Origin of the sequence: Geomonas subterranea, assembly GCF_019063845.1 — a bacterium.
GTDB lineage: Bacteria > Desulfobacterota > Desulfuromonadia > Geobacterales > Geobacteraceae > Geomonas > Geomonas subterranea.
Genome location: NZ_CP077683.1, coordinates 3,292,956 through 3,316,977, shown reverse-complemented (window position 1 = coordinate 3,316,977; position 24,022 = coordinate 3,292,956). Strand labels below are relative to the sequence as shown.

General features: G+C 59.0%; 27 protein-coding genes and 1 tRNA gene. 15 read left to right on the top strand and 13 right to left on the bottom strand.

Features of this window, described 5'->3' with window-relative positions:
- Window positions 1-116: 116 nt before the first annotated feature.
- The 5 genes from KP001_RS14435 to KP001_RS14415 all read left to right on the top strand — a co-directional run bounded on the left by KP001_RS14435 (window position 117) and on the right by KP001_RS14415 (window position 2,466).
- The gene (locus KP001_RS14435; protein WP_217286304.1) at window positions 117-377 is read left to right on the top strand and encodes a helix-turn-helix transcriptional regulator; all 261 of its coding nucleotides are present in this window, start codon (window positions 117-119) and stop codon (window positions 375-377) included.
- A 10-nt stretch (window positions 378-387) separates the two neighbouring features.
- A complete protein-coding gene (locus tag KP001_RS14430; protein ID WP_217286303.1) occupies window positions 388-654 on the top strand; it encodes a hypothetical protein in 267 nt (88 codons plus the stop codon).
- The gene (locus KP001_RS14425; RefSeq protein WP_217286302.1) at window positions 642-1,385 is read left to right on the top strand and encodes an LvrA C-terminal domain-related protein; all 744 of its coding nucleotides are present in this window, start codon (window positions 642-644) and stop codon (window positions 1,383-1,385) included. Before KP001_RS14430 ends, KP001_RS14425 begins: the two co-directional genes overlap by 13 nt.
- Window positions 1,386-1,460: 75 nt before the next feature.
- On the top strand, window positions 1,461-1,688 hold the full coding sequence (locus tag KP001_RS14420) for a hypothetical protein (RefSeq protein ID WP_217286301.1): 228 nt from the start codon (window positions 1,461-1,463) through the stop codon (window positions 1,686-1,688).
- A 274-nt stretch (window positions 1,689-1,962) separates the two neighbouring features.
- Window positions 1,963-2,466: a hypothetical protein gene (locus KP001_RS14415; protein WP_217286300.1), complete on the top strand. Its 504-nt coding sequence runs from the start codon at window positions 1,963-1,965 to the stop codon at window positions 2,464-2,466.
- 329 nt (window positions 2,467-2,795) lie between these two features.
- Here the strand turns inward: KP001_RS14415 and KP001_RS14410 are convergent, their stop codons facing one another.
- Window positions 2,796-3,572, bottom strand: coding sequence for a hypothetical protein (locus KP001_RS14410; protein WP_217286299.1), 777 nt, complete (start codon window positions 3,570-3,572; stop codon window positions 2,796-2,798).
- A 395-nt stretch (window positions 3,573-3,967) separates the two neighbouring features.
- Here KP001_RS14410 and KP001_RS14405 point away from each other — a divergent pair, with 395 nt between their 5' ends.
- Window positions 3,968-4,123: a hypothetical protein gene (locus tag KP001_RS14405; RefSeq protein WP_217286298.1), complete on the top strand. Its 156-nt coding sequence runs from the start codon at window positions 3,968-3,970 to the stop codon at window positions 4,121-4,123.
- Between the two features lie 481 nt (window positions 4,124-4,604).
- Here KP001_RS14405 and KP001_RS14400 read toward each other — a convergent pair whose 3' ends face one another.
- Both KP001_RS14400 and KP001_RS14395 read right to left on the bottom strand, forming a co-directional pair.
- Window positions 4,605-5,423 carry a hypothetical protein gene (locus tag KP001_RS14400; RefSeq protein ID WP_217286297.1) on the bottom strand — a complete coding sequence of 273 codons (819 nt, stop codon included), beginning with the start codon at window positions 5,421-5,423 and terminating at the stop codon, window positions 4,605-4,607.
- 221 nt (window positions 5,424-5,644) lie between these two features.
- A tRNA-Asn gene (locus tag KP001_RS14395) sits at window positions 5,645-5,720 on the bottom strand.
- A gap of 329 nt (window positions 5,721-6,049) precedes the next feature.
- On the opposite strand from KP001_RS14395, the gene KP001_RS14390 reads away from it, so the two are divergent.
- The 3 genes from KP001_RS14390 to KP001_RS14380 all read left to right on the top strand — a co-directional run bounded on the left by KP001_RS14390 (window position 6,050) and on the right by KP001_RS14380 (window position 8,742).
- Complete coding sequence (locus tag KP001_RS14390; protein WP_496197180.1) at window positions 6,050-6,640, top strand: cation efflux transmembrane domain-containing protein; 591 nt, start codon at window positions 6,050-6,052, stop codon at window positions 6,638-6,640.
- Window positions 6,641-6,861: 221 nt separating this feature from the next.
- Entirely contained in the window at window positions 6,862-7,287 is a 426-nt protein-coding gene (mscL, locus tag KP001_RS14385) for a large conductance mechanosensitive channel protein MscL (RefSeq protein WP_217286295.1), read from the top strand.
- Window positions 7,288-7,362: 75 nt separating this feature from the next.
- On the top strand, window positions 7,363-8,742 hold the full coding sequence (locus KP001_RS14380; protein WP_217286294.1) for an OmpA family protein: 1,380 nt from the start codon (window positions 7,363-7,365) through the stop codon (window positions 8,740-8,742).
- Window positions 8,743-8,887: 145 nt separating this feature from the next.
- On the opposite strand, the gene KP001_RS14375 is transcribed toward KP001_RS14380, so the two are convergent.
- From KP001_RS14375 to KP001_RS14350, 6 genes are all read right to left on the bottom strand, one after another.
- The gene (locus tag KP001_RS14375) at window positions 8,888-9,541 is read right to left on the bottom strand and encodes a hypothetical protein (RefSeq protein WP_217286293.1); all 654 of its coding nucleotides are present in this window, start codon (window positions 9,539-9,541) and stop codon (window positions 8,888-8,890) included.
- A gap of 87 nt (window positions 9,542-9,628) precedes the next feature.
- The gene (locus KP001_RS14370) at window positions 9,629-10,210 is read right to left on the bottom strand and encodes a putative metallopeptidase (protein ID WP_217286292.1); all 582 of its coding nucleotides are present in this window, start codon (window positions 10,208-10,210) and stop codon (window positions 9,629-9,631) included.
- Window positions 10,207-10,506 (bottom strand): cytochrome C, encoded by a 300-nt coding sequence (locus tag KP001_RS14365; protein ID WP_217286291.1) that lies wholly within the window; start codon window positions 10,504-10,506, stop codon window positions 10,207-10,209. Before KP001_RS14365 ends, KP001_RS14370 begins: the two co-directional genes overlap by 4 nt.
- 326 nt (window positions 10,507-10,832) lie before the next feature.
- The gene (locus KP001_RS14360) at window positions 10,833-11,609 is read right to left on the bottom strand and encodes an acyl-CoA dehydratase activase (protein WP_217286290.1); all 777 of its coding nucleotides are present in this window, start codon (window positions 11,607-11,609) and stop codon (window positions 10,833-10,835) included.
- Between the two features lie 140 nt (window positions 11,610-11,749).
- Entirely contained in the window at window positions 11,750-12,733 is a 984-nt protein-coding gene (locus KP001_RS14355) for a 2-hydroxyacyl-CoA dehydratase family protein (RefSeq protein WP_217286289.1), read from the bottom strand.
- A 5-nt stretch (window positions 12,734-12,738) separates the two neighbouring features.
- On the bottom strand, window positions 12,739-13,077 hold the full coding sequence (locus KP001_RS14350; RefSeq protein ID WP_217286288.1) for a hypothetical protein: 339 nt from the start codon (window positions 13,075-13,077) through the stop codon (window positions 12,739-12,741).
- A 151-nt stretch (window positions 13,078-13,228) separates the two neighbouring features.
- Between KP001_RS14350 and gcvT the strand changes: the two genes are divergently transcribed.
- The 6 genes from gcvT (at window position 13,229) to lipA (ending at window position 19,464) form a co-directional block, all read left to right on the top strand.
- Window positions 13,229-14,320 (top strand): glycine cleavage system aminomethyltransferase GcvT, encoded by a 1,092-nt coding sequence (gcvT, locus tag KP001_RS14345; RefSeq protein WP_217286287.1) that lies wholly within the window; start codon window positions 13,229-13,231, stop codon window positions 14,318-14,320.
- A gap of 71 nt (window positions 14,321-14,391) precedes the next feature.
- Window positions 14,392-14,763 carry a glycine cleavage system protein GcvH gene (gcvH, locus tag KP001_RS14340; RefSeq protein ID WP_217286286.1) on the top strand — a complete coding sequence of 124 codons (372 nt, stop codon included), beginning with the start codon at window positions 14,392-14,394 and terminating at the stop codon, window positions 14,761-14,763.
- Window position 14,764: 1 nt separating this feature from the next.
- Entirely contained in the window at window positions 14,765-16,102 is a 1,338-nt protein-coding gene (gene gcvPA / locus KP001_RS14335) for an aminomethyl-transferring glycine dehydrogenase subunit GcvPA (protein ID WP_217286285.1), read from the top strand.
- A complete protein-coding gene (gene gcvPB / locus KP001_RS14330; protein WP_217286284.1) occupies window positions 16,093-17,532 on the top strand; it encodes an aminomethyl-transferring glycine dehydrogenase subunit GcvPB in 1,440 nt (479 codons plus the stop codon). The genes gcvPA and gcvPB overlap by 10 nt, the downstream gene beginning before the upstream one ends.
- A 202-nt stretch (window positions 17,533-17,734) precedes the next feature.
- Window positions 17,735-18,535, top strand: coding sequence for a lipoate--protein ligase family protein (locus KP001_RS14325; protein WP_217286283.1), 801 nt, complete (start codon window positions 17,735-17,737; stop codon window positions 18,533-18,535).
- A gap of 65 nt (window positions 18,536-18,600) precedes the next feature.
- Window positions 18,601-19,464 carry a lipoyl synthase gene (gene lipA, locus KP001_RS14320; RefSeq protein WP_217286282.1) on the top strand — a complete coding sequence of 288 codons (864 nt, stop codon included), beginning with the start codon at window positions 18,601-18,603 and terminating at the stop codon, window positions 19,462-19,464.
- Between the two features lie 212 nt (window positions 19,465-19,676).
- Here lipA and KP001_RS14315 read toward each other — a convergent pair whose 3' ends face one another.
- From KP001_RS14315 to KP001_RS14300, 4 genes are all read right to left on the bottom strand, one after another.
- Entirely contained in the window at window positions 19,677-20,198 is a 522-nt protein-coding gene (locus KP001_RS14315) for a flavodoxin (RefSeq protein WP_217286281.1), read from the bottom strand.
- Between the two features lie 32 nt (window positions 20,199-20,230).
- The gene (locus tag KP001_RS14310; RefSeq protein ID WP_217286280.1) at window positions 20,231-22,033 is read right to left on the bottom strand and encodes an aldehyde ferredoxin oxidoreductase family protein; all 1,803 of its coding nucleotides are present in this window, start codon (window positions 22,031-22,033) and stop codon (window positions 20,231-20,233) included.
- Entirely contained in the window at window positions 22,030-22,731 is a 702-nt protein-coding gene (locus KP001_RS14305; protein WP_217286279.1) for a 4Fe-4S dicluster domain-containing protein, read from the bottom strand. Before KP001_RS14305 ends, KP001_RS14310 begins: the two co-directional genes overlap by 4 nt.
- Before the next feature lie 94 nt (window positions 22,732-22,825).
- On the bottom strand, window positions 22,826-23,851 hold the full coding sequence (locus KP001_RS14300) for an MBL fold metallo-hydrolase (RefSeq protein WP_239027788.1): 1,026 nt from the start codon (window positions 23,849-23,851) through the stop codon (window positions 22,826-22,828).
- Between the last annotated feature and the right edge of the window lie 171 nt (window positions 23,852-24,022).

The window sequence follows — 24,022 nt, the reverse complement described above, 5'->3', positions numbered from 1 at the left end:
TGCGTTTAAAGAAAATGCCTCTGTAACTTGACTTGAATAACTACTGTGTGGTTCTATCCACAACTGTGCACTGTTATGTGATGTTCAGTAGGTTCACGTTACGGAGGTTTACAAGAATGAAGAATAACCCAAATGTCACTCAACTCCCCCGCGCAGCAACGGCACAACCTCACGGTGATCGTCTTCTGAGGCAGGCCGAGGTACAGGCTATGCTCGGTGCGGCCAAATCGACGGTTGAGCAGTGGCGCCTCAAAGGCCAGGGGCCGAAGTTCGTTAAGATCGGACGCTCGGTCAGGTATCGCTTCAGCGATGTTACCGCCTACATCGCCGGCCTTGAGGCGTTCGGGTCAACCACCGAAGCCGACCACGCGGCGTAGGGGGGGCAGCATGAGACCGACAGAGCAACTACAGACAACCGACCTCGACCAAGCCGCCGCCATCATGGCGGGTACTGGGACCCGCCCTAACATCCACCGTCAGTCGGGCAACAGTCTGGTTAGCTTCGCCTTCGAGGCGAGCGAGGAGCACCAGTACATCGCCCTGGCCTATTCCACTGGCGCCCTTCATCAACCCGTCAAACGTTTTGCCGCCTGCCGTGCGTGGCTCTACAGGCAGGCTCGTAAAGCGATGCAGGGGGGCGTATGGGTTGGATAATGGTGGACAGGTCGCTTCAGGAGCATGACCTTTGGCGGAGTGAACCATTTACAAGGGGGCAGGCTTGGGTTGATTTGATTCTCCTCGCCAACCACAAGTCGGGCATGATCCGCAGACGGGGCATCGCGGTCAAGGTAAAGCGGGGCCAAGTCGGGTACTCGCAGGATGCCCTTGCTGCAAGATGGCTCTGGAGCGAAGGGAAGGTAAAACGTTTCCTGAACGAGCTTAAAGAACGGGAGATGATCACCAGAGAGACGGCCCTGAAAAACGTAGCTGCAACTTCTCTTATTACCATCACTAATTACGACCGCTACCAATTCGGCGGACCCGAAGACGGCACTGAAGACGGACCCGAAAACGGCGCGAAGCCGGACCCGAAAACAGTCCCCGAACAAGAAAGGGAAGATGTAAAAAAGGGGAAGAAGGGAAAAACAACAAGCACCCCGCGTGCGCCGGTCGAAGGGTTTCTTCGGTTCTGGAAGGTGTACCCAAAGAAGGTAAAGCGACAGCAGGCAGAGGAGGCATGGTCAGCAATCCAACCGGACGAGGGGTTATGTCAGGCCATCGTTGATGCCGTGCACCTGCAACACGGCACGGTTTGGACGGGCCTCGATGAGGGAACCCGATACATCCCCGATCCTGCCAACTGGCTCACTGGTAGACGGTGGGAGGATGAGGTTGACGAATCTGCCAGCGGCTACAACGGCCCCAAAAGGGCATGGGAAGTCTAACCTAGCCGGGCGGTGGCACCTCAACTGCCCACATTAATCTAGCCCCTGGTGAAGGGGAAACAAGGAGTCTGGATCATGAAGAACTTACTTTCGATACCACAGATGGCGGCAAGAAGTGGCCTCACCACCAATTACCTCTACTGTGGCCGCAACAAAGGTATCCTACCCCTCAAGTGGGTGAAGCTCGAACACGCTGTCTTTGCAACGGAGCAGTCTTTCAACGCTTGGATGAAGAGGCGGGAGGAGCGAGAGGCCGCGAGGGCCGCCAAGAGAAACGTTGCCAAGGAGGCCGTCAATCAGTGACACCCTGTGCTTTTTGCGAAGCAGACGCCTGATGAGGGGCGTTAACCGAGGGGGAGGAATAGCGAGGTAAGGGGTGGGCGAGGAGGGGTTGTTTAAGGGGCTGTTTACTCGCAATTCACAGAAACAGTGGCGGAAGGTCCAGGGGCCGGTTCTCTATTGAGGGCCGGCTTTCTTGTACCTGCTCAAAGCCATAAGCATAAGCCAATTATATCTTGTCAATATGTATGCCTTTCGATAATCTAGGTGCACGTTCAGGTATTCATAGGGGGGGCGCATGTTAACTTCGTTTCGGAGAATGTTTTCGCTGGGCTCGCTGAACCAACAAAAGGGTCTTGCCGCAGGAATCGCGTTGGTCGTGTTGATCGGTATGTTCCCACCGTGGATTATCACTTACAAAGCAGGTGAATACCGAACTGTGACCAAAGATCTTGGGTATGTTTTCATCGCAACCCCGCCGAGCTATACCAGACCCACCTTAAGTTCCAGTTACGAGACGCTTGGCCGTATTGATATTCAAAGGCTTTTAGTACAGTGGGCCATAGTTGCAATCGCTACTGGAGGATTTTGCCTGCTCCTGCCGAAAAAGGAGCTACTTGATACGACTGGAGGGGTAGGCATGATGCCCACTACGGAGAAGCAGCAGACACCAAGACCGAGAGAAGAACGAGTGGCAAGGGTCAAGGCGATGCTGGAAGAGATGGAAGCGAACCCTGACCTCTACACGGAAGACGAGAAGACAGAAGTGGCTATGGCCGCACGGCATCTCAGGATAGCGTAACGATCCCCCTAGCGGTGTTACCTCAGAGAGCAGTGAAACCTCTAATAGGTATTCGTCGCGCATGTGGGAAATGCAAGACATCGTGGCTGTCAGCGCCGTAATTTCCTGCCCTACATTCACATTACCAATCAGACCTTATAGTACCGAGAGGACTATAGTAGAGACTTACAGTCTCTTAAGACTATAAAGATAACCAGATAGAGGTTGTGCGGGTTATGCCCCTTCGGGCCGTGAAGGATTTGCAGTCCTTTTGCCCTCCTTTGGACGTGAACAGGCCATCAGCCTTCTGGTACACAAGCTTTGGGCTTGTGGTTGGTTTGCTTGCTTCGCTAGCTCCTAAATCGCTTGATGAAGCTGAAAATCTCGGCTCGTTTTCTCCAAGCGTAGCCGGCACCTATCGCAAAGACGCCTGAAATAGATGCAATGACTGTCCAATAATCTTTCACATAAGGTGAATATCGTTTTATTGATCCAACTGTTGTGACTTCTACCTCGATCTTCCTGTTAAGTTCGTCAAGACCATTGATTGTAGTTTCCTTGCCGGTCACTCTGTCATATATTACCGGTTTCACATTTAGGTAAAGATTAAGTAGCCCACCTTTCAAAGGCATAACTGAGAAGTCTTGCTTTGCGGCTTGAACTATATCCAACACCACAGGTTCTTTTGGCGTAATATCAAAATCGTCTGGATGGCCACCAGAAAGTTGAATTTTCATTTTGCTGGTAACGTGATTGACAGAGGTGTATTGAACGAAGGTGGGTCTTCTGAGGCTTCTGACTAACTTCTCAAGGAGAGCTTTGCTGTATTTCACCGGTGAAATTATCACGTCAAAGCTGTGCCACTCATAAAGTGTCATTGCTGGCTGCGGGTTAAATACTATAGTGCCAGCAGCCCACTTGTTCAATTCTTTGATAGCAGGACGGTTATTATCTGTGGCGGAGGCTTTAGGGGCACGGTTATTATTCTTGGCTGGGGCTTTTGTGGCGCGGTCGTTAGTTGTCCCCCATGCTTTTGTGGCCATAAAGTCGCCTATGGCAGCTTCTGTAGTAGAGGGACTACTTACAGTTGTTGCGAGTATCAACCAAAGAATTACCGACCTTACCATAGTGCCTTCCTATCATGTCTGATGCTACAGTCCAAGCCGTACCTGTGCCTGAACGCTCGCTATATCATGGTGCCTGCTAATTTGCAAAATTTATTTTGAGGCGAGGTAGTAGTGCGGCTGCGGTGACGGGGACTCTCGTTGAGAGGGACCGTCGGATTTCACACAACGGCTTTTCGGGCTGTTTTGGACCGGATACCGGTAATGACTTCACAGGAACTCGCCGGGGGCGTTTTGGGGGTCCGGGGGTAGGGAGGGGGGGCGCAACTTGGTTGAGTCACCGAAACAACCTAGTTGTTAAGTGATTGATTTTGTTGAATTTTCTTGTGTTGTAGACGGCTTTGTGCGATACTCGTTGCAGTTGTTCAATTCAATGATATTGCACATGGAGGGGCATGATGGGAACCAAGTTAACGCAGATGTCGCGCTACGAATTGGCAGATTTCCGGTGGGTGGCGTTGGGTGAGGGGGACAAAGAGCTTTATGCAGCCTGTGAGGCGGAGCTTGAGCGGCGGGACATCGAGGATGGGGCGTTGGTGCTGCTGGCAGCGTAGCCGACAAGAGCAGGAGAAGGATTGAGAAGGGGCCGGGAGACTGGCCCCTTCTCTGTTTGGGACAGTCAACTCGGGTCATTCAACTGTGGCTTATCTGACCCCCTTCCCACATGCTCACTTAGGGGTTCGTCGCATTCTCGTATGATATGGCCCGTCTCGGGATCAAATATGATCTCCCTGTAGTGATCGTTTTCCCTGTCGATTTGACGAGTCAGTTTGTTCCATCTGCCGGTCGCACGGTGGAGGTCATCGCCTGTAACAGACTCAAAGATAGGTTTTTTCTTTCCGGGACGTTTGTGTTTTGTACCAATCTTTTGAAAAACGGTAACAGTCTCGGTAATGTGGACGTGAAAGGTGCGAGCCATTGAACCGCATTCAGGGCAGGGGGGGCGGTCCCCAGGCAATGGGGCTGTCTGTTCAGGTAGGTCGGTGCCGCAATGCATGCATGAAACGGTCGTCTCAACTGAACTCATTGCAGGTCCTAGGCTATAGTAGAGGTTGTAGTAATCGTTGCATCTGGCTGGTGTGTTATCAGGCCGCCAGTACTTCTATAAGTAATCCCAGGGAATTGCGCTTTTCCCGCCAGCGCTTTCACCTCGGTCTCCACTACACGCCTTGCATCAGCTTCTACCTTCTGATGAAGCCTCTCCATTTCTTCATCAGCTTCTTTTATGGTCTTTTCGAGTGCTTCCATAGCTGTCCCGATTACTGGAAGTTTTGAAAGCTCCCCCCACATATAATTCTTCAAAAAACTCATAAGGAAATTCCAAGAGCTTATCATAGAAAGATATGAGCCGCCTTTACCTCTTCTGATAGTAGCAATCACTTTTTCAAGTGCTGACAGCATGGTTACACTATCTACTGCGCCACTACTCTGTATTTCCTCTAAAATTCTGATTATCTCTTCAAAAAGCTCAGGCAATCTGCTTTCATTTTTGAAGTGCTCATATATTGCATCAAAATCAAATCCGACCTCTTTCTGGTTTTCGAAGACAAAAGCATAGGACTCAATTTGGCTTTTAAGATTTATAAGCGAGACAAGGAGGTTGTATCCATTCCATTGTCCGCTTGTATAATTAGTCAAACTTTGAATAGTTTGATTTAACCAGTTAGGGATATCCTCATTTGCCATCAACCCCCGTAAATCTTTGGCTGTCAAGGACATAGCTTCAGCAGAGGCGGTCTTACTTTGGGCATCCTCTCCAGACAACTTTTCTAAAACTGTATTGAGGTTGGAAACTAACTGCTGATGCTTTTGCCTTACAAGCCTTACGAACAATTCGAAGCTCGCGTTATTCATGATAGACCTCTCCCCTAGCCTCTGCTGGTATTGCGTGAGAAAATACCATGGCCCACACTAAGGATAAAGATTTTTTTACTGGATAGATTATAGGAACCGGTTTGGGGCATTCGGGGGAGCAGGGGGGAGCAGGTTCGCGTGAAACATCACCTGAAGTTACCTATGTGTTACCTATGAAGCAAAAAGGGTCACAGCTAAAAGCTGTAACCCTTTGAATAATTTGGCTCCCGAGGTAGGACTCGAACCTACGACACACGGATTAACAGTCCGCTGATCTACCGACTGATCTACTCGGGAATATTGGTTTTCTTCGCCCTGTGCCGCGAAGAGATTACGTGTATAGCATAGCGGTTTTTGGCTGTCAATAATATTTCTGCAGGCGTTCCCTCCGAAAATTTCATTTTTTAGGCTCTCCCCGATCCCCCTATTAAGAGCTCCGTCAAATCCGTGGTTTAGCCTGGCGACAGTCGGGTCACCCCCGCTCGGGTTCATCTCGTGTTTGCGCGCCACGGTTGACTTTGCAGCGACGGCCGGGATATATTCAAAACCCGCAATGTTTTATTCGCAGCAGCGGCGAAAGGACCACGATGAACACGCGACTTCAAAAATTGTATCGGGCTGCGCAATTGCTGGCCTTCATAACCGTCTTCTACAACGTCCTCGAAGGGGTCGTCTCGGCCTGGTTCGGCTTCGAGGACGAGTCACTGGCGCTCTTCGGCTTCGGCCTCGATTCCTTCGTCGAGGTGGTGTCCGGGGCGGGGATATGGCACATGGTGCGCCGCCAGCGGGAGAACCCCGACCAAGCGCCCGACCAGTTCGAGCGCGGGGCGCTCAGGATCACCGGCGGCGGCTTTTACCTGCTCGCTGCCGGTCTGCTCGGTACCGCCGTCTACGACGCCTTTCAGCACCACGCCCCCGCCACCACCTTCTGGGGGATCGTCGTCTCCTTGGTTTCCATACTCTCCATGTGGCTGTTGATACAACAGAAGGTGAAGGTGGGGAAGGAGCTCGGTTCCCAGGCTATCCTCGCCGACGCCGCCTGCACCAGGGTCTGTCTCTACCTTTCCGTCATCCTGCTCGTCTCCAGCGCCGGCTATTATCTCACCGGCATCGGTTGGCTCGACTCGGCCGGAGCACTCGGCATCGCCTGGTTCAGCTTCAAGGAGGGGAGGGAGGCCTTCGGCAAGGCGAGCGGCATTGCCTGCTCCTGCAGTTGAAGTTCAGCGGGTTAGCCGGAGGCTGACCAGGACTTCTTACTCACGAGACAACCTGTATCGTTCTTCTGACTTCCTCTTTTTCCCCGGAACCAGACAACGGCCTGCCCCGCCCCTTCAACCGGGCAAAAAAGGGGCAGGCTTTCTTGCGCCCCGTGTAAAGGGTGGTAGCCTTTCTCATTGTGATTTGGCTGCTATCGTTCTAACAAGGAGGGCTTACAAGAATGTTAAAGGAATTCAAGCAGTTCGCGTTGAAGGGAAATGTCCTTGATCTCGCAATTGCAGTCGTCATCGGCGCGGCCTTCGGCAAAGTGGTCAGCTCTTTCGTCGCAGACATCATCACCCCGCCCATCGGAAAACTCCTCGGCAACATGGATTTCTCCTCCCTGTTCATCAACCTTTCCAGCACCCCCGTCCGCTCCGTGGCGGAAGCCAAGGCTGCGGGCGTGCCGGTGGTGGCTTACGGCCTTTTCCTGAACGCCATTTTCGACTTCGTAATCATCGCCTTTGCCCTGTTCCTTCTGGTGCGCCAGATAAACAGGCTGCAGCCGGCGCCGGCTGCACCGGTGACGACCAAGGAGTGCCCGCGCTGCTGCACCATGATCCCGGTGAATGCCAGCCGCTGCCCCAATTGCACGTCGGAGCAGTAGGAACTGAACGAACCGCACGACGTGAAGTAAGAACGCTACACAACTAGAAGCCTAAACAAACAGAGGAGGTGTCAGATGAAAAAGTACCTGCTGTTGCTTGTTCTGGTTCCCGCATTGTTGTTCACCCTGCTCCCGCAGGCACACGCCGAGATCAAGGCACAAAGCTTCTCCCTCTCACCCTTTGTTGGCGGTTACACCTTCATCGGCAAGGAACACCTGGAAACAGCCCCCGCCTTCGGTTTGCGCGGCGGCTACAACTTCACCCGGCACTTCGGCCTGGAGGCTGTGTTCGACTATGTCCCCACCGAGGGCAAGAGAAACAGCAACATCGGCGACCTGGATGCCTACAACTACCACCTCGACATGCTCTATCACTTCATGCCGGACCGGCAGTTGGTCCCCTACGTCGCAGCCGGTTATGGCGGGCAGTCCCGTGAAGCATCCGGGCCGTTCGAGACCACCCGTTCCGCCTTCAACTACGGTGCTGGCGTAAAGTACTTCCTAACTGAAGCCATGGCGCTAAGGGGAGACCTGCGGCATCTCATCCTCAGGGAGGATGGCGAATCCTTCCACAACCTCGAGTACAGCGTCGGGTTGGACTTCGTGTTCGGCGGTGTCAAGGAGGCCCCCGCGGCCGTAGCAAAACCGGCACCGGTGGCGCAGCCGGCTCCCGCTGAGGAGCCCCCCCTGGAGGTGGTCCCGGCGGCTGAGCCGACGCCTGGCCACTACAAGTACTGCGTCACCCTGCATGGCGAATTCGACATCGACAAGGCCGCCATCCGCCAGGAGGACAAGGAACAGATCGCTCCGGTGTGTGAGTTCATGAAGCAGTACCCCACCACCACCGCCGTCATCGAGGGGCACACCGACAACGTCGGAACCCCCGAGTACAACCTAGACCTTTCCAAGCGTCGCGCCCAGGCTGTTGTCGACTACATGGTCGCCAACTGCGGCATCGACCGCTCGCGTCTCGAGGCGCGCGGCTTCGGCATGGCGCGCCCGGTGGCGTCCAATGCGACGGACGAGGGACGCCAGGCCAACCGACGCATCGAGGCGATCATCGACTGCGCCTTCGACGTGAAGGAGGTTAAGCCTCCCGAGCGTCTGTGCATGGCCCTGGTGGTCGAATTCGACACCGGCAAGGCGGACATAAAGCCGCAGTACAAGGACGAAATGGCGAAGGTCGCCGATTACATGAAGAAGTACCCGACCACCACCGCGATCATCGAAGGGCATACCGATAACGTCGGTGGCTATGAGTACAACATGAAGCTGTCGCGCGAGCGCGCCGAGAGCGCCGTGCGGTACCTGGTCGACAACTTCGGCATCGAGAAGGGGCGCCTGACCGCGAAGGGATACGGCTACACCAGGCGCGTTGCCTACAACAGCACGGCCGAAGGACGTGCCAAGAACCGCAGGATCAACGCCATCATCGACTGCGTGGTGACAAAGTAGATAAAGACTGAGATGAGGAAACCCTGGCGGCTGCCAGCCAGGGACCGCGTAATAAAAAAGGGGAGGCCGTATGGCGTCCCCTTTTTCACTTTTCCGTCTCGAATGTATCTCGATCTGAGTTCTCAACCTTTATCTTGAGCTTCCTTCACCCGATCTCCTTCGTGATGAAGCGCTGCACGCCGCGCAGCATCTCGTCCACGTCGGCGGTGCGGTACCGCTCCCCTTGCCCGGCCAGGAAATCCGCCTTCATGTAGCACCAGTCCTTGACCCGCTGGTAGGTCCCCACCTGGTACGCCTTCGCCTGGTAAAGCGCTTCGTTCATCTCGTCGGTGCTTCCCGTAGCGATCCCCTTGTTGCCGCAGATGAGCATCAGCACCTGCTCCAGTAACACCGAGGCCAGGATGCAGGCGGTGTGGTTGTCGCCGCGCCTCAAAAAGTCGGAGGTCCTGCCTCCCAGGTACTCCAGCACCGCGTGATCCAGGAACAGGCCGATCTCCGTGAGCCCTCCCTGTTCGTACTCCTCGCGGGCGGAGTGCACGATGGCGCGGCAGTTGTCGAAGCTCTCCTTGTAGGTGATGTTGATGATCTTGGAGTAGATGGACTGGAAGTTGCGGTAGTAGGCGCTTTCCTCGCCGAAGATCTGCTGCAAAAGGCTCAGCGCCGAGTTGGCCCAGTCCTGGAACAGCTTCGAGTCGACGGTGGCGGCGATGTCGTTGATGAGTTGCGAGGAGCTCACCCTTTTCGCCTTCTCGGCGAGTTCCTCGAACTTGCGGGTGACGGTGTAGTCGAGTTTCAACATGACGATGTGCCCCCTTTGGGGTCTACGGATCTGTAAATGTCTGCGAAATTATAGTTTTACCCGTGAAAAGTCAAGAATGGCTTATTCTCAAGCCGGCGTGATGCTGATGCGGGGGGCCTGCAGCCGTCGGGCCACGATGGCGCTGTGCCGCGAGCGCAGGGCCGCCAGGTTCCCCTCCAGGAAGTCGAGCGCGGACCGGTCCGGCAGCGCCTCCACGTAGCGGTCCACCAGTTGCCCCATCAACAGGTTGTAGCTTTTGGTGGACGAGCCGTGGGCGTAGTTTCGGCCAGGGAAGCGGCGGATGTCGCCGTCGCAGGCCGGGGAGATGTGGTAGAGCTCGTGGAAGATGGTGATCATCTTCTCGCGGAAGGAGAGTTCCAGGAAGCGGGGGATCAGGAAGTAGATGACGTAGAGCATCTCCTCGCCGCGGTGGGTGATGCTGGGCATGGTGCAAAGGACGCTACGCCTGCCGCGCCTGGTCTTGACCGATCTTTCTCCGCCGGCGAAACGCAGCGGGTGGATCTTCGCCAGGCTCCCGCCGCGGCTGGTCCGGCCGGTGGAGACGCAGACCAGCAGCTTCTCGGGGATGACGTGTTGCAGCTCCGGGGTGCGGAGGGTGATGTCGTAGATCAGCCGCTCCAGCTCCCCGGTCAGGTTCAGCGTGGTCATTGCACTCCGGCTAACTTAAGCTTGTGGCAGAACAGGCAGCGCATCGGCCCGTCCTTGGGTTTCACGGGGTGTTTCGCGGGGAAAGGGATGCCGCCGGGATTGGTGTTGTGGCAGGCGGGGCAGCCCTTGTCGGCCTCCATCTTGCTGCCGGTCTTCTTGAACAGCTCGTAGGAGGGCTTGTGGGCGTCGTCCAGGGGGACGCGCTTGGTCTTTTCCTCGCCGGAAATGACGTAGAAGATGAGAAAAACGGCAGCGATGATGCCGATGAAGATCCAGTCCTTTTTGCCGATACGCATGTGCCCTCCGGGGATCAAATCTAAGCGGCGAGGTTAAACGGGCCGCAGGGAAAATTCAAGAAAAATTGTTAGAAGAGCCTTTAACGCAAAGACGCCAAGGCGCGGAGGCGCAAAGAGAAAGAACAAGTACGGGGAACTGTGAAAGCTTTTTGGTTTGAAACCATTTCCGCTTTTACTTGCGCCTTTGCGGCACCGCGGCTTTACGTTGAGGCTTAAAGCTTTTAACGCAAAGCAAAGCCGCAAAGAAAATCTTTGAGACGTCAAGTTCGAGCTTTTTGGTTCTCTTGGTGTCTTTGCGCCTTTGCGACTTTGCGTTGAAAATGGTTTTAAAGGTTTGCGGCGCAGCCGATGGCGCCGTTATGCTGCGGGTGCTGTGGAATCACGATCTCCATGCCGCATTGCGCCCTCAACAGGTTCACCATGGCGGCGTTCATCGCGACCCCGCCGGTGATGACCAGCGTGTCCCCGGGGAAGCGCTTCAGCATCGGCATCACCCGCTTCACCAGGGTGAGGTTGACGCCGGCGCAGAGCCTGGAGACGGGATACCCCCGCAGGATCTGGCCGATCAGCTCGCTTTCGCCGAAGATGCCGCAGGTGGCATCCAGTGCGATGGGGTCGTCGGAGTGGGAGGAGAGTTCCTCCAGGCTTACCTCGAGCACCGCCGCCATGTTTTCCAGGTACCGGCCGCTGGAGGCGGCGCACTTGTCGTTCATGACGAAGTCGGTGAGCCTCCCCGCGACCACCTGGGCCACTTTCGTGTCCTGTCCCCCCATGTCCAGCAGGGTGAAGTTGGCGAGCCCGGTCTGGGTGCGCGCACCGGCGACGTGCGCCTTGATCTCGGATATGACCCGCGCGCCGTGCAGGTTGATGCTGTTGCGGCCGTAGCCGGTCACCGTTATCTGCGCCTCGGCCAGCTCTTCAGCGCTGAAGATGCCACTCCCCTGAAGGTCGAGCGACAGCTCTTCGTTCACGATGCTGCCGTACTTCTTGTAGAAGGCGATGGTGTCCAGGTCCGCCAGTCTGACGATCTGGTCGCCGCGCATCAGGGCGAACTTCGCCTTCCTGCTCCCGAGGTCTATTCCTATTTTCAGTGTATCTGACACCTGAATCTCTTCTCCTGTCATTGCCTGCCGTTCACATGCTTTCCAGGGAATGCGCGGGACGGTTTTATCTTGTGGCCCTGCTTGCCAATCGCATAGGCCATTGTATATTTGGTCACGGGCTTGGCACAGCCGGGGGCTTGTCAGCTACGCTCCTCGAGCAATTCCAGAAAGCCTTCCAGCCTGATCTTTGTCCTGGCATCGACCTTACCCGGCTTGTCACCTTCGAGCGTCAGAATCGGGAGCTTGATGCTCTTTCTGAGCACCATGTCCTCGATCTGCCTGAAGCAGAACGACTGCACATAGTGGATAACCCCGTCCACTTTCCGTTTCTCCAGTTCACTGCTGATGTCGCCGAGCCGGTGGAAGATGTCGTAGGGGTAGGTGTAGGTGCGGTATTGCTCCACCAGGTCCTGGATGCCGTACGGCATGGAGAACTGCCGCTGGGTTTCGTTGAAGACCACGCGGGCACCGACCTCCTCGACGAAACCATACAGCCCGGAAACGATGGGGGGGACCCCCAGGTAGGCCAGCCTGATCCGCTCCCCGCGCTCGGGCCTCTGCGTTGCCTGCGCCAGGAAGGCGTCGACCTCCGCCTCGAAGGCGTCCAGGTCGCCGTTCATATCCGAGGTGCAGACCTGGAAGTAGTGGTTCTCCTCGCCGCTGACCCGGTTCTCCTGCCAGGTGAGGCGGTCTATCTCGTGCACCTTCGCCCTGATCCGGTCCAGGCGCTCTTTCGCCTCGCCCACCTCCGGCCAGCCGACACCGAAAACGGACATGAGCTTCTCTATCTCCGCCTTGAGCGGAAGGGCCTCGCGGCTCGCCGGATAGGCGAAGGGGTAGACCTGGACGCCGTTCAGCGAAAGGACCTCCATGAGCGCCTTCGTGTAGCTGCAGTCACCTTCGGTAACGGCGATCATCTCCTTTACGCCGCTGGCGACCACGGCGCCGTAGATACCCTTGATCCAGGCGCAGACGTTGCGGGGGAAGCCGGTCAATTCGGCATCTTCTATCAGTGAGTAGTTTTCGGGGTGGGTGATGAAGACGTTGTTCAGGTCGATGGGGACCACGCCCGCCGCGACCAGTACTTCCAGCGGGATGGTGGTGGTAAAGCCTACTCTGCGCAAAAGTTCTACTCCGTCTTGATGAAAAATAAATAGATGAGGAAGGCCCCGATGGCGAGACCGCCGAAGGCGAAGGGAAGGGTCGTAGAGAGGTTCAGCGAGTCGCCTTCCGCCGGCATGGTGTAGCGGATCAGGAGCAGTAGCGAAATGGTGGTGAACAAGGCTGCCAGCACGAATTTCGACCGTACCACCACGGCGTAGAAGGTGATGATCAGGAAGCCGCAGACGATCCACGGGTTCGAAAGCGCGCTCTTCACGGTGAGGTGCCGGGCGAAGTCTATAATGTTGGCCGTCTCGAACGGCGTCAGCTTTTCAGCTGTCTTTTGTAATAACTCAGACTTATCCATGAGTTCTCCTGACAAAGGCTAGATTATATTCATATTGGAGAATTTAGCAAGAAGTTAAAGAGATAGGGTGTTTGGGGCGGTTTCAAACAGTACGTCCGGTTTCTTTTGTTGACGGAAGCTAACCTTTTGCCGGCTGAAAGGAGTCCAGGTTATGGAAGATCTCAAGGCGACGCCGCTGCGCGCGGAGCACGAGAACCTCAAGGCGCTGATGGCACCCTTCGGCGGGTGGCTCATGCCGATCCAGTACTCGGGGATCATCGCCGAGCACAAATGGTGCCGGGAGAAGGGCGCGCTCTTCGATATCTGCCACATGGGGGAGTTCCTCTTCAAGGGGGACCTGGTCGCCGACGGGCTGGAGGGGGTGTTCACCTTCCCGGTCAGCACCATTCCCGTGGGGCGCTCGCGCTACGGGTTCCTGCTGAACGATGCCGGAGGAGTGATCGACGACCTCATCGTATTCCGGCTGGCGGGCGACGAGGCCATGATCGTGGTCAACGCAGCCACCACCGGCAACGATTTCGCCGTGATCCGCTCCCGGCTGAAGAATCCCGCCGCCCTCACCGACATCTCCGCCCGCACCGGTAAAGTTGATCTGCAGGGACCGCTCTCCCGCGCGATCATGGTGGAGCATTTCGGCGAGGCGATCAGGGACATCCCCTTCTTCAAGTTCATCAAAACGGCCATCCTGGGGAGCGACGCGATCGTGAGCCGGACCGGCTACACCGGCGAACTCGGCTACGAGATCTTCCTGCCGGCGGACAAGGTGCCCGAACTGTGGCGGCTGCTGCTCGAGGACCCGCGCGTTGCCCCCGCCGGGCTGGGCGCCCGCGACCTGTTGCGCCTGGAGATGGGGTACTCCCTCTACGGCAACGACCTCGACGAAACCATCACCCCCCTCACCGCCGGGCTCTCCTCCTTCGTGAACATGGACAAGGAATTCGTCGGCAAGGCGGCCCTGGAGCGGGAGCTGGTGCAGGGCTCCCCCCGGATGAAGGTCGCCTTCAAGGTCGACTCCCGGCGTGCGCCGCGTCACCATTACCGGATCCTGCACCAGGGGGAGGAGGTGGGTGTCGTAACCAGCGGCGCTTTCTCACCCATGCTCTCCTGTGGCATCGGCCTGGGGCTGGTCAAACCCGGGGCGGCGGCGCTCGGGACACGGCTCACCATCAGGCATGAAAAGGTGGAGATGGAGGCGCAGGTGGTCGAACTTCCCTTCTACACCGGAGGATCCTTAAGGTCATAAACTTGCACGATAACTCCCCCTCGCGTCAAGGGAGGGGGGCAAATCCATAATTCGAAACGGAGGTCGCACCGATGGCAAAGTTCTATACCAAGGAGCACGAGTGGGTCGAGGTGGCAGGGGCGCAGGCGACGGTGGGGATCAGCGAGCACGCGGCCCACGAATTGGGGGACATCACCTACGTCGAACTCCCGAAGATCGGTAAAAGCGTCAAACAGTTCGAGGCCCTGGCGGCTATCGAGTCGGTGAAGGCTGCCAGCGACATCTACGCGCCGCTCTCGGGGAAGGTCGCGGAGGTGAACCAGGCGCTGGAGGAGGCGCCCGAGCTGGTGAACCAGTGGGCCGAGTCCGAAGGATGGATCTGCAAACTGGAAGGTTGCGATAGCGCCGAACTCTCCGCCCTTATGGATGACGATGCGTACACCGAGTACCTGAAAGGACTCTGACATGGGATACTCCCCGAACACGCCGGATGACATCCGGGACATGCTGGCGGCGATCGGCGCGGCCAGTGTGGAGGAGCTCTTCGCCCCGATTCCCGCTCAGCTGCGCGCCAAATCCTTCGATCTCCCCCCCGGCATGTCCGAACTGGAACTCATGCGGCTGATGAGGGAGAAGGCGGCCTCCTGCGGCGCCGGGATCACACCCTTCATCGGCGGGGGGATCTACGACCACTTCATCCCTGCCGCCGTCGATCACCTCGCCTCCCGCGCCGAATTCTACACCGCCTACACCCCCTACCAACCGGAATGCGCGCAGGGGACGCTCCAGGCCCTCTACGAGTACCAGACCACCATCTGCCGCTTGACCGGACTGGAGGCCTCCAACGCCTCGCTCTACGACGGCGGCACCGCGGTGGCCGAGGCGGCGCTGATGTCGCTGCGCATCACCGACCGCCACAAGGTGATCCTGGACGGGTCCGTTAACCCGCTGCACCGGGAGATCGTAACCGGTTACCTGCACGGCCTCTCCGCGCAGGCGGTGCAGGTCGCATCCGACGGCTGCGCATCCGACCTCGCCCGCCTGATCGCCTCCATCGACGACGAGACCGCAGCGGTGATCGTGCAGAGCCCCAACTTCTTCGGCTCGGTGCAGGACTTCCGGGAGTTGGCGCAGAAGGCGCATGACCACGAGGCGCTGCTGATCGTGTCCTGCTACCCCATCGCCATGGGTCTCGTTGCGAGCCCCGGCGAGATGGGAGCGGACATCGCGGTGGGAGAGGGGCAGAGTCTCGGCAACCACCTCTCCTTCGGCGGCCCCTACTTCGGCTTCATCGCCACCCGCAAGCGCTTCATCAGGAACCTTCCCGGACGCATCGTGGGGGAGACCGTCGACCACCAGGGGCGGCGCGGTTTCGTGCTCACCCTCCAGGCGCGTGAACAGCACATCAAGAGGCACAAGGCGACCTCCAACATCTGCAGCAACCAGAGCCTGTGCGCCCTGCGCGGCCTCATCTTCTGCGCCTCCCTGGGGCGGAAGGGATTCGAGGAACTCGCCCGGTTGAATTACGACAAGGCGCAGTACGCCAGGTCCGTGCTCGGCGCCGTGCGCGGGGTGGAGGTGCTCAACGCCGGGGCGACCTTCAACGAGTTCACCTTGTCTCTTCCCAAGGACGCCGCCGAAGTGGTACAACGGCTGCTCGACAAGGGAGTGGCGGCCGGCGTGCCGCTTGGGCAGTACTATCCCGGGATGGAGCGGGCGCTGGTGGTGACCGTGACCGAGAAGCGGACCCGGGACGAGATCGACCGCCTGGCGGCGCTGCTTGAGGAGGCGTTATGGAGCTGATCTTCGAGAAATCCGTCTCCGGACGCACCGGTGTCAGGGTCCCCTTGAGTGACGTACCCAAGGCCGCCCCTTTGCCCGGCGAATTGCGGCGCGGTGAGCCGGTGCGGCTGCCCGAGGTGGGCGAACTGGACCTGGTGCGGCATTACACCAACCTTTCCCGCAGGAACTTCTCGGTGGACACCAACTTCTATCCGCTTGGTTCCTGCACCATGAAGTACAACACCAAGGTCACCGAGAATGCCGGTGGGCTCTTCGCCTCCTGCCATCCGATGCTGGCGCTGCTCCCGGGGGGAGACCAGCTGGTGCAGGGACCGTTGGCCATCGTGTATGAGCTGGAGCGGCAGTTGGCCGAGATCACCGGCATGGAAGAGGTGACCACGCAGCCTTTGGCCGGCGCCCACGGCGAAATGACCGGCATCATGGTGATCGCCGCCTATCACAAGGCGCGCGGTGACCGGAAGCGCAAGTATGTCATCGTCCCCGACTCCTCGCACGGCACCAACCCCGCCAGCGCCGCCATGGCGGGATACGAGATCGTCACCGTGCCGACCGCCCCCTACGGCGACATGGACCTCGACCTGTTCCGGCAGGCGATGAACGACGAGGTGGCGGCGGTGATGCTGACCTGTCCCAACACCCTGGGGCTTTTCAACCCGCACATCGCCGAGATCTGCGCCATCGCTCACGAGGGGGGGGCACTCACCTACTACGACGGCGCCAACCTGAACGCCATCCTGGGCAAGGTGCGCCCCGGCGACGTCGGCTTCGACGTGATCCACGTCAACCTGCACAAGACCTTCGGCACCCCTCATGGTGGCGGCGGCCCCGGCAGCGGTCCGGTCGGCGTGAGAGGGGACCTGGTCCGCTTCCTCCCGACCCCGCGCGTGCTGCGCAGGGAGGACGGCAGTTACGCCGTGGAAGACCATCCCGAGGGGATCGGGCGTGTTTCCGACTTCTTCGGCAACTTCGCCATCATGGCGCGCGCCTACGCCTACATCACATTACTTGGGCGCGAAGGGTTGATCGAGGTGAGTGAGCAGGCGGTGCTGAACGCCAACTACATGATGGCGAGGCTCAAGGAGGAGTACGAGATTCCCTTCGATCAGACCTGCATGCACGAGTGCGTCTTCTCCGCGAGCCGCCAGGTGCAAAACGGCGTCCACGCCATAGACGTCGCCAAGTACCTGATCGACCGGGGCTTCCATCCGCCGACCGTGTACTTCCCGCTCAACGTCAAGGAGGCGATCATGATCGAGCCGACCGAGACCGAGAGCAAGCAGACCATGGATGCCTTCATCGAGGTGATGCTGGAAGCGGCGCGGCTGGCCAGGGAGGATCCGGAACGGTTGCACCAAGCGCCGGTGACCACCCCCGTCGGCCGCCTGGATGAGACCCGCGCGGCGAGGATGCAGCAGGTCTGCTGCGAATAGAACCTGAGAGACAAAGACAAAACCATTGGCCACGGAGAAAATCTGAGAACATCTGAGAAAACCATGAAACATGGGAAAAGATAAAGGCTTTGAAAGGCTAAAGCCTTAAAGGACCCGTAGTGTCCCAGATTTAGGTCTTTTTGTTCCTCTCAGGTTTCTGTTTTTCTCAGATTTTCTCCGTGGCTAATGGTTTAGAGGTTTTATGTGTAAGTGGCGATTGATAGATACGGGTCCCCTGGATGGGCCTGCCAACATGGCCCTGGACGAGGCGCTTCTCAACTGCTTCCAGAAGGACCCCGCCAGGCCGGTTCTGCGCCTGTACGGCTGGAGTCCCGCCACGCTTTCGGTGGGGCGTTACCAGGACGCGGCCGCCGCGCTGAAGCTCGATCTCTGCCGTGAGGAGGGGGTGCCGGTGGTGCGCCGCATGACCGGCGGCGGCATCATCTACCACGCGGCGGAGGTGACCTACAGCGTGGTCTGCGCGCCCGAACACCTGGGAGACCGGACCGGCGTCAAGGAAGGTTTCCGCAAACTGTGCGGCTTCCTCCTCGGCACCTATCAGCGCCTGGGGCTCGACGCCCGCTTCGCCGTCGACTGCAACCCGGACGGGGAGCGGCTGGGAGAGCGGACTTCCTTCTGCTTTGCCGGGAAGGAGGAATTCGACGTGGTGGTCAACGACCGCAAGATCGGCGGCAACGCCCAGCGCAGGCTTTCCGGCGCCATACTGCAGCACGGCTCCATCCCGCTGGAAAACCGGGTGCAGCAGGGACTGCGCTACCTGAAAGAACCGGCTCCCGGTGCGGCGCGCTCGGTGAGCCTCTCGGAACTGGGGCACACGCCGGAGCCCGATGAACTGAAGCGTCTCCTGGTCGAGTGCTTCCAGGAGCGCATGGGTGTTGACCTGCTGCCCGAACCGGTCACGGACGATGAGGCGGTGAGTGCCCGGAAACTTGCGGAACACAAATACCGCTGCCCGACCTGGACCTTCGAGGGGCGGAGCTAAAAGCAACCTATGCTGGTCCCCTCTCCCGGAGGGAGAGGGGATGTGGACGGTTTTTTGGGGGGGAGATGAAAGCAGTACGCAAGCCGGAATGGCTGCAAAAGAAGGTGAACCCGGCGGCACACGCGGAGATGGAAGGGCTCCTTAAAGAGCTCAACCTGAATACGGTCTGTCAGCAGGCCCGCTGCCCCAACATCACGGAATGCTTCCGGCAGAGGCAGGCGACCTTCCTGATCCTCGGTCGCGCCTGCACGCGGCTTTGCTCGTTCTGCTCGGTCTCCAAGGAGGTGCCGCTGCCGCCGGAGCAGGGCGAGCCGGCCGCGGTAGCCGAGGCAGTCTGCCGTTTGAAGCTCTCCCACGTTGTTATCACGAGCCCCACCCGGGACGACCTCCCCGACGGTGGCGCCCGACAGTACGCCGAGACCGTCGCCGCCATTCGCTCGGCCTCCCCCGACACGAAGATCGAGCTCTTGATCCCCGATTTCCAGGGGGACCTGGACGCGCTGAAGAAAGTGCTGGCAAGCGCGCCCGACATCCTGGGGCACAACCTGGAGACGGTGCCGAGGCTCTACGCCATCCGCTCCGGCGCCGATTATCAGAGATCTTTGCGGCTTCTGGCCAACGCCCGCCGGCTTGAGCCGGCGTTGAAGACGAAATCCGGATTGATGCTCGGGCTGGGCGAGGAGGAGGACGAACTTCTCGCGGTATTCAAGGATCTGGTTGCATCTGGGTGCAGCTACCTGAGCCTCGGCCAGTATCTCGCTCCCAGCCGGCAGCACTATCCGGTACAGAATTTCGTCGAGCCGGAGCGTTTTGACAGGCTGAAGGAGCAGGCACTTGCCGCCGGCCTGCTCCACGTCGAGAGCGCACCCTACGTGCGCAGCTCCTACATGGCCGAGCGGTACAGCCAAGGGACGCCGCAGGTGCTGTAGGGGCAAATAATTATTTGCCCAGCCGCCGGTGCCCCTGCCTCTGCCAATGGCGAGAGAGGCCGAGGTGCCAGGTGCGGTAACGGCGGGCGAATATTTATTCGCCCCTACAGGTTTTATTCCGCCAAGGCGTCCAGCACGTCCCCACCGCCTCCAGATCGCTCATCCCCTTTGCTGCTTCAGGTTTTGTCATTGGTTTCTCCCTGTGCGGCTCGTCACGCCGCCTCTGCTATGCCGAGTTTGCGTAGCCATTCCGACAGCTTCTGCCCGGCCCTGTTGACCTCGCCGCCTCGAATGGCGATGCCCTCCAGAACTGTGGCGCCGGGGCAGAGATCCCTGATGTCCCGGGCGCTTTGTCCTAAGCCCGTGCCTTCATGCGTGATGAACGGCACGATCGCTTTGTCGGCGAAGTCGTATCCGGCCAGGTAGGTCATGACCGGCGGCGCTACCGTGTTCCACCAGTTCGGTGAGCCGACGAACACGACGTCGTAGTCGGCGACGTCGTCGCCCTTCGCCTTCAGCTCCGGCCTGTACCCCGCCCGCAGTTCCCGCTTCGCCTGACTCACGACGGTATCGTAATCTTCGGGATACGGTTGTACCGGTGTCAATTCGAGCAGGTCGCCTCCTACCCTTTGGTTGATCTGCCGGGCACACTCCCTGGTGTTCCCGGAATGCGAGAAGTACACGGTCAGAACCTTCCACCCCCCGAAGCTTGCCCTGTTGCTTTCATTGCTCATCAAAAACATCCTCTCTGCGTTTTCTGTGTCTGTTAGACGAGGTCCAGCCCCAGCTCTTTCAGTTTTGCCGGTCCGGGCTTGGTACTGTTCGGGTCCCAGCCGCGGTCCTGGTAGTATTTGGTCAGCATCTCCTCGAATTTCTTGCGATCGAGCACGGCTCCTTTCTTCGCGCCGATGGTGAAGGCATCCTCGTAGAAACGGTCCGGAAGCTTGTCGTCTCCTCGGCGGAATCCCTCGCGGTAGTTGAACATTTTCTCCAGGTTGAAGATCCGCTCGCCGGCCTTTTCGAACTCGGCCTTGTCGTACTCGTGGCCGGTGATCGCGCTCAGCAATTCGAGCATGGGCTCTTCCAGCGCCGGTTCGAAGGTGGGGAAAAAGCACATCCCGGTCGAGTCGAGCATGGCGCGCCTGTTTTGCATGGCGATGTCGTCGCCGCTCATGTGGCAGGCCCCCCGGGACGCGGTGACGTAGGAAAGCGCCCTGGGCTGGTTCCCCTGGATGTTGTGCGCCGCCAGTTCCAGCCCCTTCACGTGTATGGCGAACTTCTCGCTTCCCTGTCCGATGTGGCGGGACAAGGTCGCCACGCCCTGGGCGGCGAGCGCGCCCACCCCGTCCTTGGCCGCGATCTTTTCGATCATGGCCAGGGTCGCGTCCACGTTCCCCCACGTGAGGTCGATGCCGTCCAGGAACTTTTGGTCGATCATCCCCTTTTCGTAGGCCTCCATCAGGAAGCCGATCACGTTGCCGGTGGAGATCTGGTCCAGCCCCAGGTCGTCGATGTTGTAGATCGCCCTCAAAAGACCGGGCATATCGGAGATCATCAGGTTGGAGCCGAGCATGACGCCGGTTTCGTACTCGGGGCCGTCGTGCACCACGCCGCCGTATTTCCCCTTGGTGACGCCGCTCTTCTTGCAGGCAAGCGGGCAGCAATAACAGGCGAAGTCCCTCACCCACACGTCGCGCCGCGCCGCGTCGCCGCCGATCTTGTCCGCCCCGGTGAAGGTCCCCTCCCGGTAGTTGCGCACCGACTCGGTCCCGGCGTTGCTGTTGCCGACGATGGCCCGGGCCGTCCCCTGTTCGGCCCAGGACTTGGCATAGGTCGTCCCGTACAGTGCGCGCCTGGACTTCTCCAGTGCGGTGAGGAAGCGTTCGTGGTTGGCGACGCCCGGCTGGCCGGAGCCCTTGATTGCGATGGCTTTCAGGTTCTTGGACCCCATGACGCATCCCGATCCGCCGCGCCCTGCGGCCCTCCCGGCAGTGTGGATGATGCTGGAGTAGGGGACCAGGTTCTCACCCGCCGGCCCGATGTAGACCGTCTTGTACTTCCGGTCGCCGAGATCCTCCAGGAAAGCCTTGTCGAAGGCGTCGGTGCGCATCCCCTTGAACTTCCGGGCGTCCCGGATCGTCACCTTGTCGTCGTCGATGACGATGTAGGAAAGCTCTTTCGCCTTGCCGACAACCACCAGTCCGTCGTACCCCGCGAACCTGATCTCCGGGCCGAAGAAGCCGCCCATGTTGGAGTAGGTGACGGTGGAGGCATGGCGATGGTCTGATTTCAGCGGAGCCGTGATCGGGGACTTGGTGACCACGCAGGTTCTCGACGAAGAGGGGACGGGGAGCCCCGAAAACGGTCCCGGTATGAACATGAGCGGGTTTTCCGGAGAGAGTGCGTCGACACCCGGCTTTTTCAGCCGGTCCCAGAGCAGCTTCATCCCCAGCCCCTGTCCCCCCACGAACTTGTCCAGATCCTCGGAAGGGATGGCCACGGTCCTGGACTTCCCGGAGCTCAAATCTATTTCAAGGATCCTGCCGTGGTATCCCGCTTTGCCGCTCATTTCACACCTCCGAACTCTGCCGTCCCGTACCAGTTTCTGGCCAGTTCAGCAGCTATCTTTTCCGGCCCGAGGCCGTAGAATTTCCTGTCGCGCCGCACTTCGACGTAGGAGAGCGCCCCGAAGGGGCAACGCTTGACGCATTGCGGATCGCCACCGCACAGGGTACACATCCGCTCCGGTTTCCCCGTCTCCGGGTTGGGCCGGATGACGCCGGTGCGTTGCGAGGCGCAGGCCTTGGCGCAACTGCCGCAGCCGATGCAGCGGGCGGTGTCGTTGCGCATGGCGTGGTTCGTTTGGTCCCGGTAGAAGGCGCGCCGGCCCGTCTTCGGGTCCGGGTCCACCGGACATGCCGTGGCGCATGGGGTGTCGGCGCACATGGCGCAGACGTTGGGGACGTCCACGTCGGGGTTGAAGTTGTGGACCCTGATGTTGGCGAAGTAGGGGTTGCCCAGGCCGGGGAGTTCCCTGCCCGCGACCGATGCGGGTCTGTTGCGCGCCGAGCACGCCGTCTCGCAGGTCCGGCATCCCGTGCACTTGTTGTAATCGACCACGACCATCTTCAGGGCAGATTCGCCCGACAGCGCCCAGGCTGCCGAGTGAATCCCGAACTGTCCGAACAGCACCAGCGCGCCCCCACCCACCCCTACTCCCTTCAGAAACTCCCGGCGGGTGAAGGTCCCCCCTTTTTCCTTTGTCATGTCAGCCTCCAAATTGGGAAAGCATTTGCCACTAGCAGTTTCATGTCCAGAGAGACTTTTGCCTCCCTCAGCTGTTGTCTTTTCTCAGATTTCCTCAGATTTCCTCCGATCCTGCGCCCTGGGGGCTGCGGCCCAAAGGCGTGGCCAACGGTTTGAATTTTCCCGTGGCCGGCGCAGGCACCGCATCGACCGCCGCCCACCAGGGCCGGTCTTGAGCGGCTGCGGATGAGTAGAGCGGTTCGCCCATGACCGGTATGGCCACGTCGATGCTCCGCGCCTGCGCCAGGGCAAGGATCCTGTCGAACGGTTCGTGCCACGCGTGCATGGAAAGGTCGAAAGTGCCGTTGTGGATCGGCAGCATCCTTTTCCCCTTCAAGTCCATGTGTGCCTGTACCGTCTCTTGCGGCATCATGTGCACCCCCGACCAGTTCACGTTGTAGGCCCCTGCCTCGAGTAAAGTCAGGTCGAACGGGCCGTACTGTTCGCCGATCCTCTTGAACCCCTGGAAGTACCCTGAGTCCCCGCTGAAAAATACCCGGAACCCGGGGGCTAAGATGGTCCAGGAGTTCTGCAGGGTCTGGTTCTTGTTGAAAAGGCCGCGGCCGGAGAAGTGACTGCAGGGAGTGGCCACCAGCCGCACCTCCTCCACCTGTGCCGACTGCCACCAGTTCAGCTGCCGCACCTTGGCGGCGGGGACGCCCCAACCGGTTATGATGTCGCCCACCCCGGCCGGCACCAGGAAGTGCTCCGTCTTGGCGGCCAGCTTCACGATGGAATCGCGGTCGAGGTGGTCGTAGTGGTCATGGGAGATGATCACCCCCTTGATGGGGGGCAACTCCTCGATGCTTATCGGCGCTTGATGGAACCGCTGCGGACCCGCCCACTGGACCGGTGAAGCCCGGTCCGAGAACATCGGATCGGTGAGCCAGAAGGCATCCTGCAGCTTCAGGAGGACGGTGGAGTGCCCGATCCTGAAGACGGTGTTGTTGGGCGCGGAGAGCAGCTCTTCGCTGGATATCTTGTGGACCGGTATTTTCCCGGCAGGACGGGTGTCGGCCGGCTTGTTGAAGAAGAAATTCCACATGACGCGGGTCGATTCGAGGATTCCTCCGGTGGTCATCACTTCTCCTGATGGTTTTTTCCCGGCTTGCGCTGACCGGTCCCGGTCAACTTCGTCGCCGCTACGTACTGCCATGACTGTTAAGCCTCCGACAACCATTACCGCGATGATCTTTCGCTTCAGGTTCATTTTTCCCCATGGCACCTTCCCCCACCCCCTAACCCCCTCCCG